This is a genomic window from Apilactobacillus micheneri (assembly GCF_002993975.1).
Taxonomy (GTDB): Bacteria; Bacillota; Bacilli; order Lactobacillales; family Lactobacillaceae; genus Apilactobacillus; species Apilactobacillus micheneri.
In genome coordinates this window covers 264,057-279,482 of record NZ_POSO01000002.1, presented here as the reverse complement: position 1 = coordinate 279,482, position 15,426 = coordinate 264,057, and the positions used below count along the sequence as shown (strand labels likewise).

Sequence of the window (15,426 nt, the reverse complement as noted above, 5' to 3'; positions counted from 1 at the left end):
TTTATTGTGGCGTGGAGTGGGCACTTTTTTTGTGCTCATAGCTACGTTTTATTGATATAGAAAGGAAGAATAACATGGCAACAACGACAGATTTTGATACAATTGCCGCAATTTCAACCCCACCTGGTGAAGGTGGAATTTCAATTATTAGAATTAGTGGTGAAGATGCTTTACAAGTTATTTCCAAACTTTATCGTGGAAAAGATTTAAGTAAAGTGGCTTCTCACACTATTAATTATGGACACATTATGGATCCTGAAACCAAAGAAGATATTGATGAAGTAATGGTTTCAGTGATGTTAGCACCTAAAACTTATACTTGTGAAGATGTGATTGAAATTAATTGTCACGGTGGAATTGTTGCTACGAACACAATTTTACAGTTAGTCCTTAGTTATGGTGCTCGTATGGCTGAACCGGGTGAATTTACTAAGCGTGCCTTTTTAAATGGTCGAATTGATTTATCACAATCTGAGGCCGTTATGGATATTATTGATGCTAAAACTAACCGTTCAATGAAAGCTGCTGAAGGTCAATTAGATGGTAATTTATCACGTCTAATTAGAACCCTGAGACAACAAATTCTTGATGTCTTAGCTAATGTTGAAGTTAATATTGATTATCCAGAATATGATGATGCCGAAGTTGTTACTTCCAATTTATTGATGAAAAATGCTAAAGACATCAAAGAAAAGATTATTAAATTACTTAAAACTTCAAAACAAGGTCAAGTTTTACGTGACGGTTTAGCTACTTCCATTGTAGGACGTCCCAATGTTGGTAAATCAAGTATTCTAAATCATTTACTACATCAAGATAAAGCGATTGTAACTGATGTTCCAGGAACGACTCGTGATGTTTTAGAAGAATATGTCAATGTACGTGGAGTACCTTTGAAATTAGTTGATACTGCTGGAATTAGAAAGACTGAAGATAAAGTTGAAAAAATTGGGGTCGACAGATCCAGAAAAGCAATTCAAAGTTCAGATTTAGTTCTACTAGTGTTGAACTCATCAGAAGCATTATCAGATGAAGATAAAAAATTGATTGAATTAACTGATGATGCCAAAAGAATTGTTATTTTAAATAAAACCGATTTACCACAAAAAATTGATATTGATGAAATTAATCAATTAATTGGTAAAGAAAATGTGATCACCACTTCAGCCATTAAAGACGATGGAACTGAACCATTAGAAGAAATGATTGCTCATTTATTCTTTAATGAAGGAATTCAAAGTTCACAAGCTGATGTCATGGTTACCAATGCTCGTCATGTCAGTTTATTGCATAAAGCTAAAGAATCATTAAATAATGTTATTAGTGGTTTAGATGACGGAATGCCCGTTGATTTAGTTCAAATGGATATGCGTGATTGCTGGGAAGCATTAGGTGAAATCACTGGTGACAGCTATAATGGTGAACTATTAGATCAACTATTTAGCCAATTCTGTTTAGGTAAATAAATATTGTTTCACGTGAAACAATGATTAAAAAATAAAATGTTTTACATGAAACATTTATGTTTATGGAGGAAAAACGAATGAGTGAAATCGTGAGCGAAGAAAACATCCAATACGATGCCGGCGATTATGACGTAATCGTTGTCGGAGCTGGACATGCTGGTAGTGAAGCTGCTTTAGCTTCAGCCAGAATGGGTAATAAAACAATGTTAATTACTATCAATGTTGATATGGTTGCATTTATGCCATGTAATCCATCATTAGGTGGCCCTGCCAAAGGAACCGTTGTCCGTGAAATTGATGCCCTTGGTGGTGAAATGGGTCGCAACATTGATAAAACTTACATTCAAATGAGAATGTTAAATACTGGTAAAGGTCCAGCTGTGCGTGCTTTACGTGCCCAAGCAGATAAGCATGCTTATCATCGTGCGATGAAACAAACGATTGAAGAACAACCAAACTTAACCTTACGTCAAGGAATTGTTGATTCTTTAATCGTTGAAGACGGTGTATGTAAAGGAATTGTTACTTATACCGGCGCTAAATATAGTGCTAAATCAGTAGTTGTTTGTGCCGGAACTGCTGCGCGTGGCCGTATTATTATTGGTGAACTAAGATATTCATCTGGTCCTAATAATTCACAACCAGCTTTGAAATTATCAAAGAATTTAGAAGACTTAGGCTTTGATCTAAAACGTTTCAAAACTGGAACTCCACCTCGTGTTAATGGTCGTACTATTGATTTCAGTGAAACTGAAGAACAACCAGGTGACCCAGAAGTTAACCACTTTAGTTACGAAACACCTGATGAAGACTATATTCCAGTTAAAGACCAATTATCTTGCTGGTTAACTTATACTAATGAAACTACCCATCAAATTATTCGCGATAATCTAGACCGTGCTCCAATGTTTACTGGTGTAATTGAAGGAGTAGGTCCAAGATATTGCCCATCAATTGAAGATAAGATTGTGCGTTTTGCTGATAAGAATCGTCATCAAGTATTCTTAGAACCAGAAGGTCGCGATACTAATGAATACTATTGTGATAGTTTATCAACATCATTGCCTGAAGAAGTTCAACAAAAGATGTTGCATTCAGTTGAAGGTTTACACCATGCTGAAATGATGCGTCCTGGTTACGCAATTGAATATGATGTGGTAGCTCCTTACCAATTAAAACCAACTTTTGAAACTAAGCTCGTGAAGAACTTATACACTGCTGGTCAAACCAACGGAACTTCTGGTTATGAAGAAGCTGCTGGACAAGGATTATATGCAGGTATTAATGCTGCTTTGCGTGCACAAGGTAAAGATCAATTTACTTTAAAACGTGATGAAGCTTATATCGGGGTATTAGCTGATGACTTGGTAACTAAAGGTACTAATGAACCTTACCGTTTATTAACTAGTCGTGCTGAATACCGTCTATTGTTAAGAAATGATAATGCTGACTTTCGTTTAACTGAAAAAGGTCATGATTTAGGCCTTATTTCTGATGAAAGATATAACAAATTCTTAGACAAGAAAAAGGCAGTTATGGACGAATTAGCTCGTTTAGATAAAATTAGAATCAAACCTAGCGACGCAGTTAACAAATTTGTTGAAGAACATGGTGATAAACCATTGAAAGATGGTATCTTAGCATCCATCTTCCTACGTCGTCCATATGTAACCTATCAAACATTATTACAATTTATCGAACCAGCACCTCATCCATTAGGTCGTCGTGTAATCGAACAAGTTGAAATTAGAACTAAATATGCTGGATACATTAAGAAAGCTGAACAAAACGTTGCTCGTATGAAGAAAATGGAAGCTAAAAAGATTCCAGAAGATATTGATTACGAAGCTATTGATAGTTTGGCTACTGAAGCTCGTCAAAAACTTGAAAAAATCAGACCACAAACCGTGGCTCAAGCTTCAAGAATTTCGGGTGTTAATCCATCTGATGTTGCTATTTTAGGTGTTTATATTCAACAAGGACACATTGCAAAAATTAATTCAGAAGAGAAATAATGAAAAAAGAGCTAAGTAATTAATGATTACTTAGCTCTTTTGTTAGTTATTATTCATTTTAAATAATGTTATAATTTTGTTAGTTGAAATTAGGAGATCTAATTATGAATAATAGGCTATTGAAAAATTCGTTGTATCTTTTGGTATATATAGTTATTGGTATGGTTTTATACTTTGTTATAGGATACTTTATTACAACCGTAAAAGTTGAAGGAAACTCAATGTACCCCAATCTAGTAAACAAAGAACGAGTAATTTTATTTCCACAAGCAAAGGTTAAAAGAAATAGTGTAATCGTATTTGATGCACATGGTGAAGATCCTAAGGCAGTAAGTAATGATGATTATGTAAAACGAGTAATTGGGATGCCAGGCGATCATATTTCATTTAAAGATCATCAATTATATATCAATGGGAAAGACGTTAAACAAAACTATATTAGTAAATTCCAACAACAACAAGGTTCTGAATATAGTAATGACAATGGACATTTAAAAGATTGGAATATTGCAAAATTATCAGAAACTAAATGGGAATATAATAAAAATGCCACGGTTGTGCCTAAAGGAGAATATTTTGTAATGGGGGACAATCGAGCAATCTCAAATGATAGTCGTTATTGGGGCTTTGTGAAAAAAGATAAAATTTTAGGAGTTGCTCATACTTTACCATGGTCAACTAATAAAACTGCTCGTCACAACATTAATGACTTAGCTGAATAATAATTAAAGCCATGTTTTAACTCATAACATGGCCTTTTTACATAGTTTTAATATTTAAAATTTTAAAATAGTGATACAATATGAATATAATTGTGAGGAGAATTAATTATGAGTAAGAGATTTTTTAAAGAAGCTTTAAGTATCTTAATATATATTGCAATTGGGGTACTTTTATTTTTGATTTTGAATCATTTCGTTACTAGAGCTAATGTTGATGGTGATTCAATGTATCCAAACTTGGAAAATAATGAAAGTATCCTTGTTTTTCGCCAAGCTCAAGTAAAAAGAAATAGTGTAATTATTTTTGATGCACATGGTGAAGATCCTACAGCAACTCAAAAAATTAATTATGTAAAACGTGTAATTGGGATGCCCGGAGATAAAATTTCCTTTAAAAATGAACAATTATATGTTAATGATAAGCCAGTTGAACAAAATTATATTAGTAAGGAACAGCAACAAAAAGGTTCTGAATATAATTACAACGGTGAAAACATGAAGAACTGGGATATTTCTAAATTGTCTAAAACAAAATGGACATATAATAAAAATGCTACAGTTGTACCTAAGGGTGAATATTTTGTAATGGGTGATAACCGAGAAATTTCCAATGATAGTCGTTATTGGGGATTTGTTAAGAAAGATAAAATTCTAGGTGTTGCTCATACATTGCCATGGTCAACTAATAAAACTGCTCGTCATAACATTAATAGTTTAGCTGAATAATAAAAAGGTTCACTTGGATTTACCAAGTGAACCTTTTTTTAATAAATATTTGGAGCAACTGTGTATCTTTTTACATTTTTAATGTGTTTATGTTTTTTAATCTTTTTCATTTGATTAAATGGTACATAACCATCAACTTTTGGAATATAACAAAACATAATTCCATTAAAACTTACTGAACGACCAATTTTTGTCTTTCCCAGTCTTTTAAAATTGTGAAAATGAATCATTTTATTTCCACGATTAGAAGCAATGTATTTATAAACATTAGTGTAGTCATTACGATTAGTATATCTACTATTTGCTGATGCTTGATTATTAGTGAAAATCAAGCAAAATGTAAGTGCGGTAAACAGGGATAATGCAATTGCAAATCTCTTCATGATAATATTATTCCTCCAAAAAACTATAAGCATAACTAATTACTAATTTACCAGTAATATAAAAAATATCAATAAATTTTCAAAAATTTAATACAATGTTAATAAATTGAAATCATTTTTAAAGCAGACTGGTTTCAAATAATTTTTCTTGTGATAACCTAATAATTAAAGAAAATAATTGGAGGTCTATTTATGGCTGATTCAAAATTAACTAAACAAGATTTTGATGCAATGCGTGAACAATATGCAAAAAATAAACGCGCAAATGTAATTCAAAGATCCATTATTCAAAATGGAATTAATAATACCGCAAAAGATAATACCGTGCCTGCTAAATTAAATCGTAGCTTCTCTGTTGAAGTTGATACAGGTAAAGTAACTGATCAAAAACGTTCAGGTCGTTGCTGGTTATTTGCCTTACTTAATACATTAAGACATGATTTTGCTAAACGTTATGATGTAAAAGATTTCGAATTATCACAAAGCTATCTATTTTTCTGGGACAAAATCGAACGTGCTAATATTTTCTTCGACAATATTATTGCGACTGCTGGCAAACCAGTTGATGATCGTGAAGTACGTACTTACTTAGATGGACCCGGTAGTGATGGTGGTGAATGGACAATGGCGGTTGCTTTAGTGCAAAAATATGGAGTAATGCCTACCTACGCTTTTCCTGAAAGTAAAGTTACTGATGATACATCTGATCTAAACGATGTATTGGATCTTACCATGCGTCGTGATGCTAAAATCTTGCGTGACATGGTTAATGGTGACGCATCTGATGATGAAATTAATCATAAACGCGATGAATTATTACGTGAAATCTTTAAAATCGCAGGTTATGCTTGTGGTGTTCCACGTGAAACATTCAACCTAGAATATCGTGATGACAAGAAAAAATATCATTTAGATCAAGATATTACCCCTAAAGAATTCTTTGATAAATATTTTGAAATTGATCTTGATGATTATGTTGTAATTGAAAATGCACCTAATAAGAAATTTAAGCAAAACTATATTAATCCTGCATCTGATAACGTTGTAGGTGGTCGTCATGTTGGCTTCTTAAACATGCCAATGGACGTTTTGAAAAAGACTGCTATTAATCAATTAAAAGATGGTGAAACCGTTTGGTTTGCTAATACTGTTACTACTCAATCTGATCGTAAAAATGGTATTTTAGATGCTGATTTATATCACTATGATCAATTATTTAATATTGATATGGATATGACTAAAGGCCAAAAATATGAATATTTAGATAGTATTTCTAATCATGCGATGACTTTAACTGGAGTTGATTTGGTAGATGATAAACCTACTAAATGGAAAGTTGAAAACTCATGGGGCGCAAAAGTCGGTGAAAAAGGTTACTTCGTAATGGCTGACAATTGGATGGATGCTTATGTTGATGAAGTAATTGTAAACAAAAAATACTTAACTGACGAACAACGACAATTATTAGACCAACAACCAATCGTATTAAAACCTTGGGAATAATGATAGGAGTGTATCTAAATGAATGATTCAAAATTAAGCATGGATTACTTAAATGATTTAAGAAAAGAATATGACAGTAATCCAGAAAATAAAATGTTAGAACGAGCAGTTACGCAAAATGGTATTAATAATGTTGCTCGTGATCCAGAAGCTAAAATTAGAATGAATCCAGTGTTCTCGGTGGAAGCAGATACTGGTAAAGTATCAAATCAAAAACAATCTGGTCGTTGCTGGATGTTTGCATTATTAAATACTTTGAAACATGAATTTGGCAAAAAATATGGTGTTAAAGACTTTGAAATGTCCCAAAATTATTTATTCTTCTGGGATAAAATTGAACGTGCTAATATTTTTTATGACAATATTATTGCAACTGCTGATAAGCCTGTTGACGACCGGACTGTTGAATTTTATTTAGCTGGACCTGGTACCGATGGTGGCCAATGGGCAATGGCAGTTTCATTAGTACAAAAATATGGAATAATGCCAAAAAGTGAATTTCCAGAATCATCAGTTTCTGAAAACACTAGTGATTTAAACACAGTCTTAAATTACAAATTACGCCAAGATGCCATGAAATTAAGAAATATGGTCAATGATGGTGTTAGCGATGAAGACATCAAAGAAGCTCGTAGCCAAATGTTGTCAGAAGTTTACCGTATCACTGCATATTCATTAGGTGTTCCACGTGAAACATTTGACTTTGAATACCGTGATGACAAGAAAAAATACCATATTGATCGTGATTTAACTCCTAAATCATTCTTTGATAAATACTTTGCTGATATTGATTTAGATGATTATGTAGTCTTAAGTAATTCACCTGATAAGGATTACGCAAAAGTTTATAGCATGAGTGCTCAAGACAATGTTGTGGGTGGTCGTAATATTGAATTCTTAAACTTACCAATGGAAGATTTGAAGAAGGCATCAATTGCTCAATTAAAAGACGGCCAAGCAGTTTGGATTTCTAATGATATTGCGCAACAATCAGAACGTAAGGCTGGATATTTAGATTCTAATTTGTATCGTTATGCCGACTTATTTAACATTGATTTATCAATGAGTAAAAAGGATCGTTTTGAATATCATGATGCTGAAGTTTCACATGCAACGGCGTTAACTGGCGTGGATTTAGTTGATGATCAACCACGTCGTTGGAAGATGGAAAACTCCTGGGGTGCTAAAAATGGATTTGATGGTTATTACACCATGGATGATAGTTGGATGAATGACTACGTATATGAAGTGGTTGTTAATAAAAAATATTTAACTGATAAGCAAAAAGAAATGTTAAATCAAGCTCCAATCGAATTGAAACCTTGGGATTCATTGGAATAATTATAAATAAAAAAGACGTTAGTAATGAACCGCCTTACAAAAGTTAGACATTAAATCTAATTTTTGTAAGGCGGTTTTTCTATGACAAAATATTCAACTAAATTAAAAATTGAAATTACTAATAAAATTTTAAGCAATAAAGCTTCGGTAAATGGACTATCAAAAAAGTATAATATTAATAGATCAGTCATTAGAAGATGGACAGTTTTGGCTAGAGAACAAGGCCTTATGGCCTTGAAGGTCAAACATAAAAAACATAATTATAATATTGAATTTAAGCTTAACGTGGTAAAATACTACCTAACTCATGACCTAGGTATGAATCAAGTGGCTTCTAAATTTAATGTAAACCCTTCGCAAGTTCTTGTTTGGACCAATACATTTAATAAATTAGGAGCTATTGGACTTATACCTAGAAAGAAAGGTAGACCAATGAAAAAAACTAATTATAAAAAACAAGATAGTGTAAATAAAAATACAAAATTACCCTTATCTGAGAAAGAAAAATATGAAGAAAAAATAGCTCAACTTGAACAAAAAGTATATGATTTAGAATTATCTAACTACTGTTTAAAAGGCCTACGGGCTGTGATGAAAGATTATCAAACAAAGTAAAAGCTCAATTTGTTTATAATTCATGGTCCGCAGATAATTGTCCTTATACTCTTAATACTTTATTAAAAGTAAACAATCTTAAAAGATCAACATATTATGATGAAATAAAAAGAATTAAAAATTATAAGGACAAATACACAGAAGTTAAGAATCAAATTAAGCTTATATTTAAACGTAGTAAGATGACCTATGGTCATCGAAGAATGAAATGTATGTTAGATAAAATGGGACTTCATTATTGTTTAGAAACTGTACGCAAATTAATGAAAAAGCTACGACTACAACCAACTATGTTTAATAATCGTTGTATGAAAAAATACAGTTAATATAAAGATTGGTAAAACCCATCCAAATATTCTAAAGCAAAATTTTAAAGCTACTATGCCATACCAAATATTGCATACAGATATTACTCGACTTAAATTAAAAAAGCATACTAATGGTTATATCTCTGCAGTTATTGATGAAGGAACCAAAGAAATTTTATCAATACAGGTTAGTACTTCTCCCAATCAACAATTAATTTATAAGAACCTTAGAAGATTTGAAAAACAAAATTCCTACGGAATTCAGTCCTATTATGCATTCAGATCAAGGTTGGCATTATTAACTTCCTTATTACACTTCTGAATTAAAAAAGATGAACTTTAAGCAAAGTATGTCACGTAAGGGTAATTGTTTAGATAATGCACCAATGGAAAGCTTTTTTAGCTTGCTTAAAAGAGAGTATCTTAATAACTTTGAAATTAAAAATATCGAAATGTTAACGAAGTTAACTAAAGATTATTTAAAATTTTTTAACAATCAAAGAATTTCATTAAAAACAAAAGGAATGACTCCGATTGAATATCGAAATCATTCCCTAAAGAATCATTTAATTTAATATAAATGTCTAACTTTTATAAGGCACTCCAGTAATTAAAAATTAACTAACGTCTTTTTTATCTATAGTCTACTGTTGTATATCATAAAGCTAATGTAACAAATGTCTCCATCAGGTAATTTATACCCAGTATTTTGATTATTTCCATCATTTTCGTGTAAAACTGTAAATTCACCTGAACCATAGTCTTGTTCATTTAAATAATTTGCAAGCTTTTCATCACATTCTTCTAATGTTTTACCTGTTACAAGACGACGATTCCAACCACGATGGATTGTATTGTTTGGTCTAATCATATTATCATCTCCTTAATTATAAATTCATCAGTTGTTTTTGACGATCTGGTGAATTTTTTATATCTATTTGTGTTAAATCAGCGTCTACTGTATGATTTTCTTTAAATATTATGAATCTTTGCGCGAAATCTTTTATTTGTTGATAATTATGACTCGCCATAATTATAGTTTTGCCAGCTTCTTGTAGTTCTCTTATTAAATTGAGCATTTCTCTTTGTGCAGATATTGTAAGACCATTTAATGGTTCATCTAACAATAGAATTTCGGGATTTAATGCTAAGACACTTGCCAATGCTACTCTCTTTTTCTCTCCACCTGAAAGCTGGTAGGGAATTCTATCACGAAATTTTTCACAATTGGTTAATTTTAAGCAATCATTAACTCTTTTTATAATTTTATTTTGAGATAATCCTAATTGTTTAGGTCCAAAAGCAATTTCTTCATAAACAGATGGATTAAACAATTGAACGTCTGTATTTTGAAATACCATTCCAATCTGTTGATGTAATTTTTGTCTCTGTTTATTATTAGATAGATATTTTTCTGTTATTTCGCTATTCTTAAAAAAATATTGTCCATTATCCGTTGTTTTTAATCCACTTAAGATTTGAAGTAGTGTAGATTTACCAGAACCATTTGCTCCCATTAAACATAAGAATTCACCTTTATTAATGTTAATAGATAAATTTTTAATTCCACATGTATTAGGATAACTGTAACAAACATCTTTTAACTTAATTAAAGTCATTTTATTTCCTCCAAAGTACAAATAATAATAAAACTATAATTGCAGGACTTAATGTAACAAAATCTTTGAAATTGTTATTTTTAACTTTTATTGATTTATAATGTCCATTAAAACCCCTTGCTTCCATTGCAGCGTATAATTCTATAGCATAATCGCAACTTTTTAAGTATAAAGCACCGAATATAGCTCCAATAAGTTTATATGGATGTTTATTTTTGGAAACAGTTCTAAGTTCCAATGCTTCTAAATTGAGAAATAAATTTTGTCCTAACATTCTAATATATGTCAATGAAATTGCAATAATCATAATAAACATGTCAGGGAAATGAAGAGCTTTTAGTCCAGTTAACAATTCCTGGAATGGTGTTGTTATTCTATAATATTGAGCATTTGCAAGAATTAAACTAGTTTTAATAGTGAAATACAATACTGTTGATATACCAGTTAACCAGTAGCTAGGAATTATTAATAAACTAGCAATAATTGAACCAATTATCCAACTTTTAATAAATTTTCTTAGTTGTTGAGGATTAAGAAACAATAGTTTAAATAGTAATAAGATGTATATAATCCATAATAAAGTTATATTATGAATTAATACTATTAATAATACAGATATTAGTAGTTGTATTAGATTTACTCCAGGAGATCCCCTCCGGTGTACATAGCTAACACCCTTTGGTTGTGCTAATGAACTAAGTAAATTTTTAATATGCATACGGTTATTTTTCCATAAAGACTTTCTATAATTAACTTTATAATTATAATTACTATTTTTAATCCAATCTGGTAGGTCATTTAATTTATTTGGTTTCATGTTTAAGACCTCTAACTAAAAGAAGAAAAACTAAGATTGCAGTTATAGCTGATAGAATATATCCAATACTAATTGGTAACCCATTTATTGTATAGTCACTGAACAATGCTTTAAAATGAAATCCATTAAGCATTCCTTCAGGTACCTGAGAGCCTAAATGTTGTTTTATCAACATATGTTGTAATTCTTGATTATTCCATTCTCCAAAGGCTGTATTTTTAGCAATTAGACCTAAAGGAGAAATTAATGCTAAACCTATTAACAAATATATCCAATGTATATTATTAGCATTATTTGAATTATCGTAAATTTTTGTTGGTGAAACTTTATTAACAAATTTAAAAACTAGCAATGTAAATATAACTTCAACCCAACCAGCCACTAATAAATGAGCTAGAAGCATTGCAGGAACGGTTATGTTGAGACCATATGGACAATATAATGGCGATCCATTATTTGTATGAGCTATAAGTGGTTGAATTCCTAACTCAATTCCAGCAAGTAATGCGGCAGAATTAATTCCAATATATGATCCTAAAATAACTCCAAGTTTTTCATGTTTAAATTTTTTACCAATTTTATAGATCCAATATCCAACAAAGGGCATAATTACAGCCATGTTCATAACATTTACCCCGAATGATAATATTCCACCATCACCAAATAAAAATGCTTGTAATAATAGTGTAACTGTTATTGCCAGACAAGTTGCCCATGGCCCAATAAGTATTGATAAAAGTGTACCTCCAACTGCATGTGCAGTTGTTCCACCTGGAATAGGTAGATTAAACATCATTATTAAAAATGCTAAAGATGATGCAATACCAATCATTGGTAATGTTTCATGATGCTTTTTTATTTGTTTTTTTACTTTTATTACTGCAATTGTCCAAATTGGAGTAACAGCAGCAAATAATGTTCCACAAGTTACAGGACTTAAATAATTGTCAGGAATATGCATTAATCGGGCACCTCACTAATTTGCAATTTGATCCATTAGATAATTAATATCTTGGATAATAAATTTATGATTTTTTATTGTAATAACTCCATCGTTTCTAAGATCTTTCAGTGTACGATTAACACTGCTTCTGGAACTGATCCCACAAAATCCTGCAATATCATCATTCGTTACTATAAAATCAATTAACCATCCATTTTCAATTTTTCTGCCAAATAAATCTATTAAACTGTAAAGAAATCCACAAATTGCTCCTTTTTTACCATTCATTACCATTCTCTGTAATCTAAATATATTTTCTGACAATTTTTTTCGATAATAATTTTTAACATAATTTTGTAATTTTGGATTACGATTTACATAGTCCCAAAAGGTAACACGCTTTACTTGATAAAAGGTTGCATAATCAGACTCAATTCTTACATTGAAAGGTTGATCAGTTGATCTAGAAACCTCATCTCTAAGTAATGAAATAACATCAGGCTTTGCAATATATGATAGATTAAATTCCCTACCATCTTTTAAAATAATACTGTTTTTAATGATTCCATCTTTTAAGATATACGTATAATGTTCTGATAAACCGTGATAAGTTAAATATGTATGTCTCTTTTTTTTGATTTTAGGAACTTGGTGTTCCTCTAAATAATTCATTAAATATTCAATATCGGTTAACACCATTTTAATTATCATTTCTTTCGCTAATAATTTTAAAGTAGTTTAGTAAATAATTATAATTACTAATCACGATAACTACACCTATTTATCGTAACAGTAATTATATTCTTAACAACCGCATTTAAAGTATACATATGTTAACTTTTTTTGATAACTAAAAATGTGAAAGACAGGTTTTTAAATAGCTGTTATAACAATATATGTAAATTAATATTGCATTTTTTAGAAAGAAGATGGCTAAATAATATGGTTGAAATTAAATTACCATATGATAAGAAAACAATTACTGCAAAAATAGATGACAAAAATTTTGCAGGTAAGCTGGTTTCACAAGCTGCAACATATCATAATGAATTATCTGAAACTGAAACTGTAGAACGTTCATTAGATAATCCAATTGAATCAAAGAAGTTAGAAGAATTAGCAAAAGGTAAACATAATATTGTTATTATAAGCTCTGATCATACTAGACCAGTGCCTTCACATATTATTACACCAATTTTACTAAGAAGAATTCGTTCTGTTTCACCGGATGCAAGAATTAGAATTTTAGTTGCAACTGGTTTTCATCGTCCATCAACACATGAAGAACTTGTTAATAAATATGGAGAAGAAATTGTTAACAATGAAGAAATTGTTATACATAAATCCACTGATGATGAGAGTATGGAAAAAATTGGACAATTACCATCTGGAGGAGATTGTATTATCAACAAAGTTGCTGCTGATGCAGATTTGTTGATTTCAGAAGGATTTATTGAATCACACTTTTTTGCTGGATTTTCTGGAGGAAGAAAGTCAGTTCTACCTGGAATTGCCTCATATAAGACAATTATGGCTAATCATTCTGGTGAATTTATTAACTCTCCTAAAGCTCGTACTGGTAATTTAATGCATAACCCTATTCATAAAGATATGGTATATGCAGCTAGAACTGCTAAATTAGCTTTTATTATTAATGTTGTTTTGGATGAAGATAAAAAAATTATAGGATCTTTTGCTGGTGATATGGAATCAGCACATAAAGTTGGTTGTAATTTCGTTAAGAAATTATCTAGTGTACCTTCTGTGGATTGTGATATTGCAATTTCTACTAATGGTGGATACCCATTAGATCAGAATATTTATCAAGCAGTAAAAGGAATGACAGCTGCTGAATCAACAAATAAAGAAGGTGGAACCATCATTATGGTTGCTGGTGCTCGTGATGGTCACGGAGGTGTTGGATTCTATCATAATTTAGCAGATGTCAGTGATCCAAAAATATTTTTAGATAGAGCTATTAATACGCCAAGATTAAAAACAATTCCAGATCAATGGACAGCACAAATTTTTGCCCGTATTCTTGTACATCATCACGTTATTTTTGTTTCAGATTTAGTGGATCCAAAATTAGTTACTGATATGCATATGGAATTGGCAAAATCATTAGACGAGGCTTTGACAAAAGCTTATAAGCGTGAAGGAAAAAACGCAAAGGTAACTGTTGTACCTGATGGACTGGGCGTTATTGTTAGATAAGGAGTAATATTTTGACAACAACTGAAATTTTACATCAAGTTGCGACTGGTCAATTAAGTACATCTGAAGCTACCCAGTTATTAGATGAAAATCAAACTGCAGCATTAGGCTTTGCTAATGTTGATCTCAGTCGTCAACAGCGAAATGGAGTTCCTGAGGTCATTTATGGATCAGGAAAAACATCAAAGCAAATTGTTAGTATAGTTAAAGCATTATCTAAACAAACTTTACCAGTACTAACAACTAGATTATCTCTTACAAAATTTTCAGAATTAAAAGATTATTTTCCTTCTGCTGTTTATTATGAATCAGCACGTTGTATGACTTTAGGAACTCCTCCATTGCCAAAAACAAATGATTATATTGCCGTAGTTACAGCGGGAACTTCAGATCAACCGATAGCAGAAGAAGCAGCAATTACTGCTGAAACTTTTGGTAATAATGTTAAAAGAATTTATGATGTTGGAGTTGCTGGTATACACAGATTATTTTCTAAATTGGATATTATTCGTGGAGCTAAAGTTGTTATTGTTATTGCTGGTATGGAAGGCGCTTTAGCTAGTGTTGTCGGAGGATTAGTTTCGTCTCCAGTTATTGCAGTACCAACTAGCATTGGATATGGAACTAATTTTCAAGGTATGACAGCATTATTAACAATGTTAAATAGTTGTGCTTCTGGAATAACTGTTGTCAATGTTGATAATGGTTTTGGAGCAGCATATTCTGCTAGCTTAATTAATCATATATGATA

General features: G+C 31.2%; 17 protein-coding genes. 11 read left to right on the top strand and 6 right to left on the bottom strand.

What is annotated here, in order from left to right:
• Positions 1 to 74 precede the first annotated feature (74 nt).
• From mnmE to lepB (C7N41_RS03355), 4 genes are all read left to right on the top strand, one after another.
• Positions 75 to 1,466: a tRNA uridine-5-carboxymethylaminomethyl(34) synthesis GTPase MnmE gene (gene mnmE, locus C7N41_RS03370; protein ID WP_105964323.1), complete on the top strand. Its 1,392-nt coding sequence runs from the start codon at positions 75 to 77 to the stop codon at positions 1,464 to 1,466.
• Positions 1,467 to 1,543: 77 nt separating this feature from the next.
• Entirely contained in the window at positions 1,544 to 3,481 is a 1,938-nt protein-coding gene (mnmG, locus tag C7N41_RS03365; RefSeq protein WP_404799009.1) for a tRNA uridine-5-carboxymethylaminomethyl(34) synthesis enzyme MnmG, read from the top strand.
• A 104-nt stretch (positions 3,482 to 3,585) separates the two neighbouring features.
• Positions 3,586 to 4,203, top strand: a complete 618-nt coding sequence (gene lepB / locus C7N41_RS03360) for a signal peptidase I (protein ID WP_105964321.1) — start codon at positions 3,586 to 3,588, stop codon at positions 4,201 to 4,203.
• 108 nt (positions 4,204 to 4,311) lie between these two features.
• On the top strand, positions 4,312 to 4,929 hold the full coding sequence (gene lepB / locus C7N41_RS03355) for a signal peptidase I (RefSeq protein WP_105964320.1): 618 nt from the start codon (positions 4,312 to 4,314) through the stop codon (positions 4,927 to 4,929).
• Between the two features lie 38 nt (positions 4,930 to 4,967).
• Here lepB (C7N41_RS03355) and C7N41_RS03350 read toward each other — a convergent pair whose 3' ends face one another.
• Positions 4,968 to 5,312 carry a hypothetical protein gene (locus C7N41_RS03350; protein WP_105964319.1) on the bottom strand — a complete coding sequence of 115 codons (345 nt, stop codon included), beginning with the start codon at positions 5,310 to 5,312 and terminating at the stop codon, positions 4,968 to 4,970.
• A 192-nt stretch (positions 5,313 to 5,504) separates the two neighbouring features.
• Between C7N41_RS03350 and C7N41_RS03345 the strand changes: the two genes are divergently transcribed.
• From C7N41_RS03345 to C7N41_RS07945, 5 genes are all read left to right on the top strand, one after another.
• On the top strand, positions 5,505 to 6,815 hold the full coding sequence (locus C7N41_RS03345) for a C1 family peptidase (RefSeq protein WP_105964318.1): 1,311 nt from the start codon (positions 5,505 to 5,507) through the stop codon (positions 6,813 to 6,815).
• A gap of 18 nt (positions 6,816 to 6,833) precedes the next feature.
• Positions 6,834 to 8,156 carry a C1 family peptidase gene (locus C7N41_RS03340; RefSeq protein ID WP_105964317.1) on the top strand — a complete coding sequence of 441 codons (1,323 nt, stop codon included), beginning with the start codon at positions 6,834 to 6,836 and terminating at the stop codon, positions 8,154 to 8,156.
• Positions 8,157 to 8,237: 81 nt separating this feature from the next.
• The gene (locus C7N41_RS03335) at positions 8,238 to 8,771 is read left to right on the top strand and encodes a helix-turn-helix domain-containing protein (protein ID WP_105964316.1); all 534 of its coding nucleotides are present in this window, start codon (positions 8,238 to 8,240) and stop codon (positions 8,769 to 8,771) included.
• Positions 8,723 to 9,097 carry an IS3 family transposase gene (locus tag C7N41_RS07950; protein WP_369073422.1) on the top strand — a complete coding sequence of 125 codons (375 nt, stop codon included), beginning with the start codon at positions 8,723 to 8,725 and terminating at the stop codon, positions 9,095 to 9,097. Before C7N41_RS03335 ends, C7N41_RS07950 begins: the two co-directional genes overlap by 49 nt.
• 314 nt (positions 9,098 to 9,411) lie before the next feature.
• Positions 9,412 to 9,654 carry an IS3 family transposase gene (locus tag C7N41_RS07945; RefSeq protein ID WP_105964314.1) on the top strand — a complete coding sequence of 81 codons (243 nt, stop codon included), beginning with the start codon at positions 9,412 to 9,414 and terminating at the stop codon, positions 9,652 to 9,654.
• A gap of 62 nt (positions 9,655 to 9,716) precedes the next feature.
• Here C7N41_RS07945 and C7N41_RS03320 read toward each other — a convergent pair whose 3' ends face one another.
• Genes C7N41_RS03320 through C7N41_RS03300 form a run of 5 tightly spaced genes read right to left on the bottom strand, consistent with a single transcriptional unit; the run spans position 9,717 to position 13,157 of the window.
• Entirely contained in the window at positions 9,717 to 9,950 is a 234-nt protein-coding gene (locus C7N41_RS03320) for a hypothetical protein (RefSeq protein WP_105964313.1), read from the bottom strand.
• A gap of 16 nt (positions 9,951 to 9,966) precedes the next feature.
• Entirely contained in the window at positions 9,967 to 10,698 is a 732-nt protein-coding gene (locus C7N41_RS03315) for an energy-coupling factor ABC transporter ATP-binding protein (protein ID WP_105964312.1), read from the bottom strand.
• Between the two features lies 1 nt (position 10,699).
• Positions 10,700 to 11,515, bottom strand: coding sequence for an energy-coupling factor transporter transmembrane component T (locus C7N41_RS03310; RefSeq protein ID WP_105964311.1), 816 nt, complete (start codon positions 11,513 to 11,515; stop codon positions 10,700 to 10,702).
• Complete coding sequence (gene cbiM / locus C7N41_RS03305; protein WP_105964310.1) at positions 11,502 to 12,476, bottom strand: cobalt transporter CbiM; 975 nt, start codon at positions 12,474 to 12,476, stop codon at positions 11,502 to 11,504. The genes C7N41_RS03310 and cbiM overlap by 14 nt, the downstream gene beginning before the upstream one ends.
• 15 nt (positions 12,477 to 12,491) lie before the next feature.
• On the bottom strand, positions 12,492 to 13,157 hold the full coding sequence (locus tag C7N41_RS03300; protein ID WP_105964309.1) for a Crp/Fnr family transcriptional regulator: 666 nt from the start codon (positions 13,155 to 13,157) through the stop codon (positions 12,492 to 12,494).
• 243 nt (positions 13,158 to 13,400) lie between these two features.
• On the opposite strand from C7N41_RS03300, the gene larA reads away from it, so the two are divergent.
• Together larA and larB are read left to right on the top strand one after the other, a co-directional pair.
• Positions 13,401 to 14,675: a nickel-dependent lactate racemase gene (gene larA / locus C7N41_RS03295; protein WP_105964308.1), complete on the top strand. Its 1,275-nt coding sequence runs from the start codon at positions 13,401 to 13,403 to the stop codon at positions 14,673 to 14,675.
• Between the two features lie 8 nt (positions 14,676 to 14,683).
• Entirely contained in the window at positions 14,684 to 15,424 is a 741-nt protein-coding gene (gene larB, locus C7N41_RS03290) for a nickel pincer cofactor biosynthesis protein LarB (RefSeq protein ID WP_105964307.1), read from the top strand.
• Positions 15,425 to 15,426 lie beyond the last annotated feature (2 nt).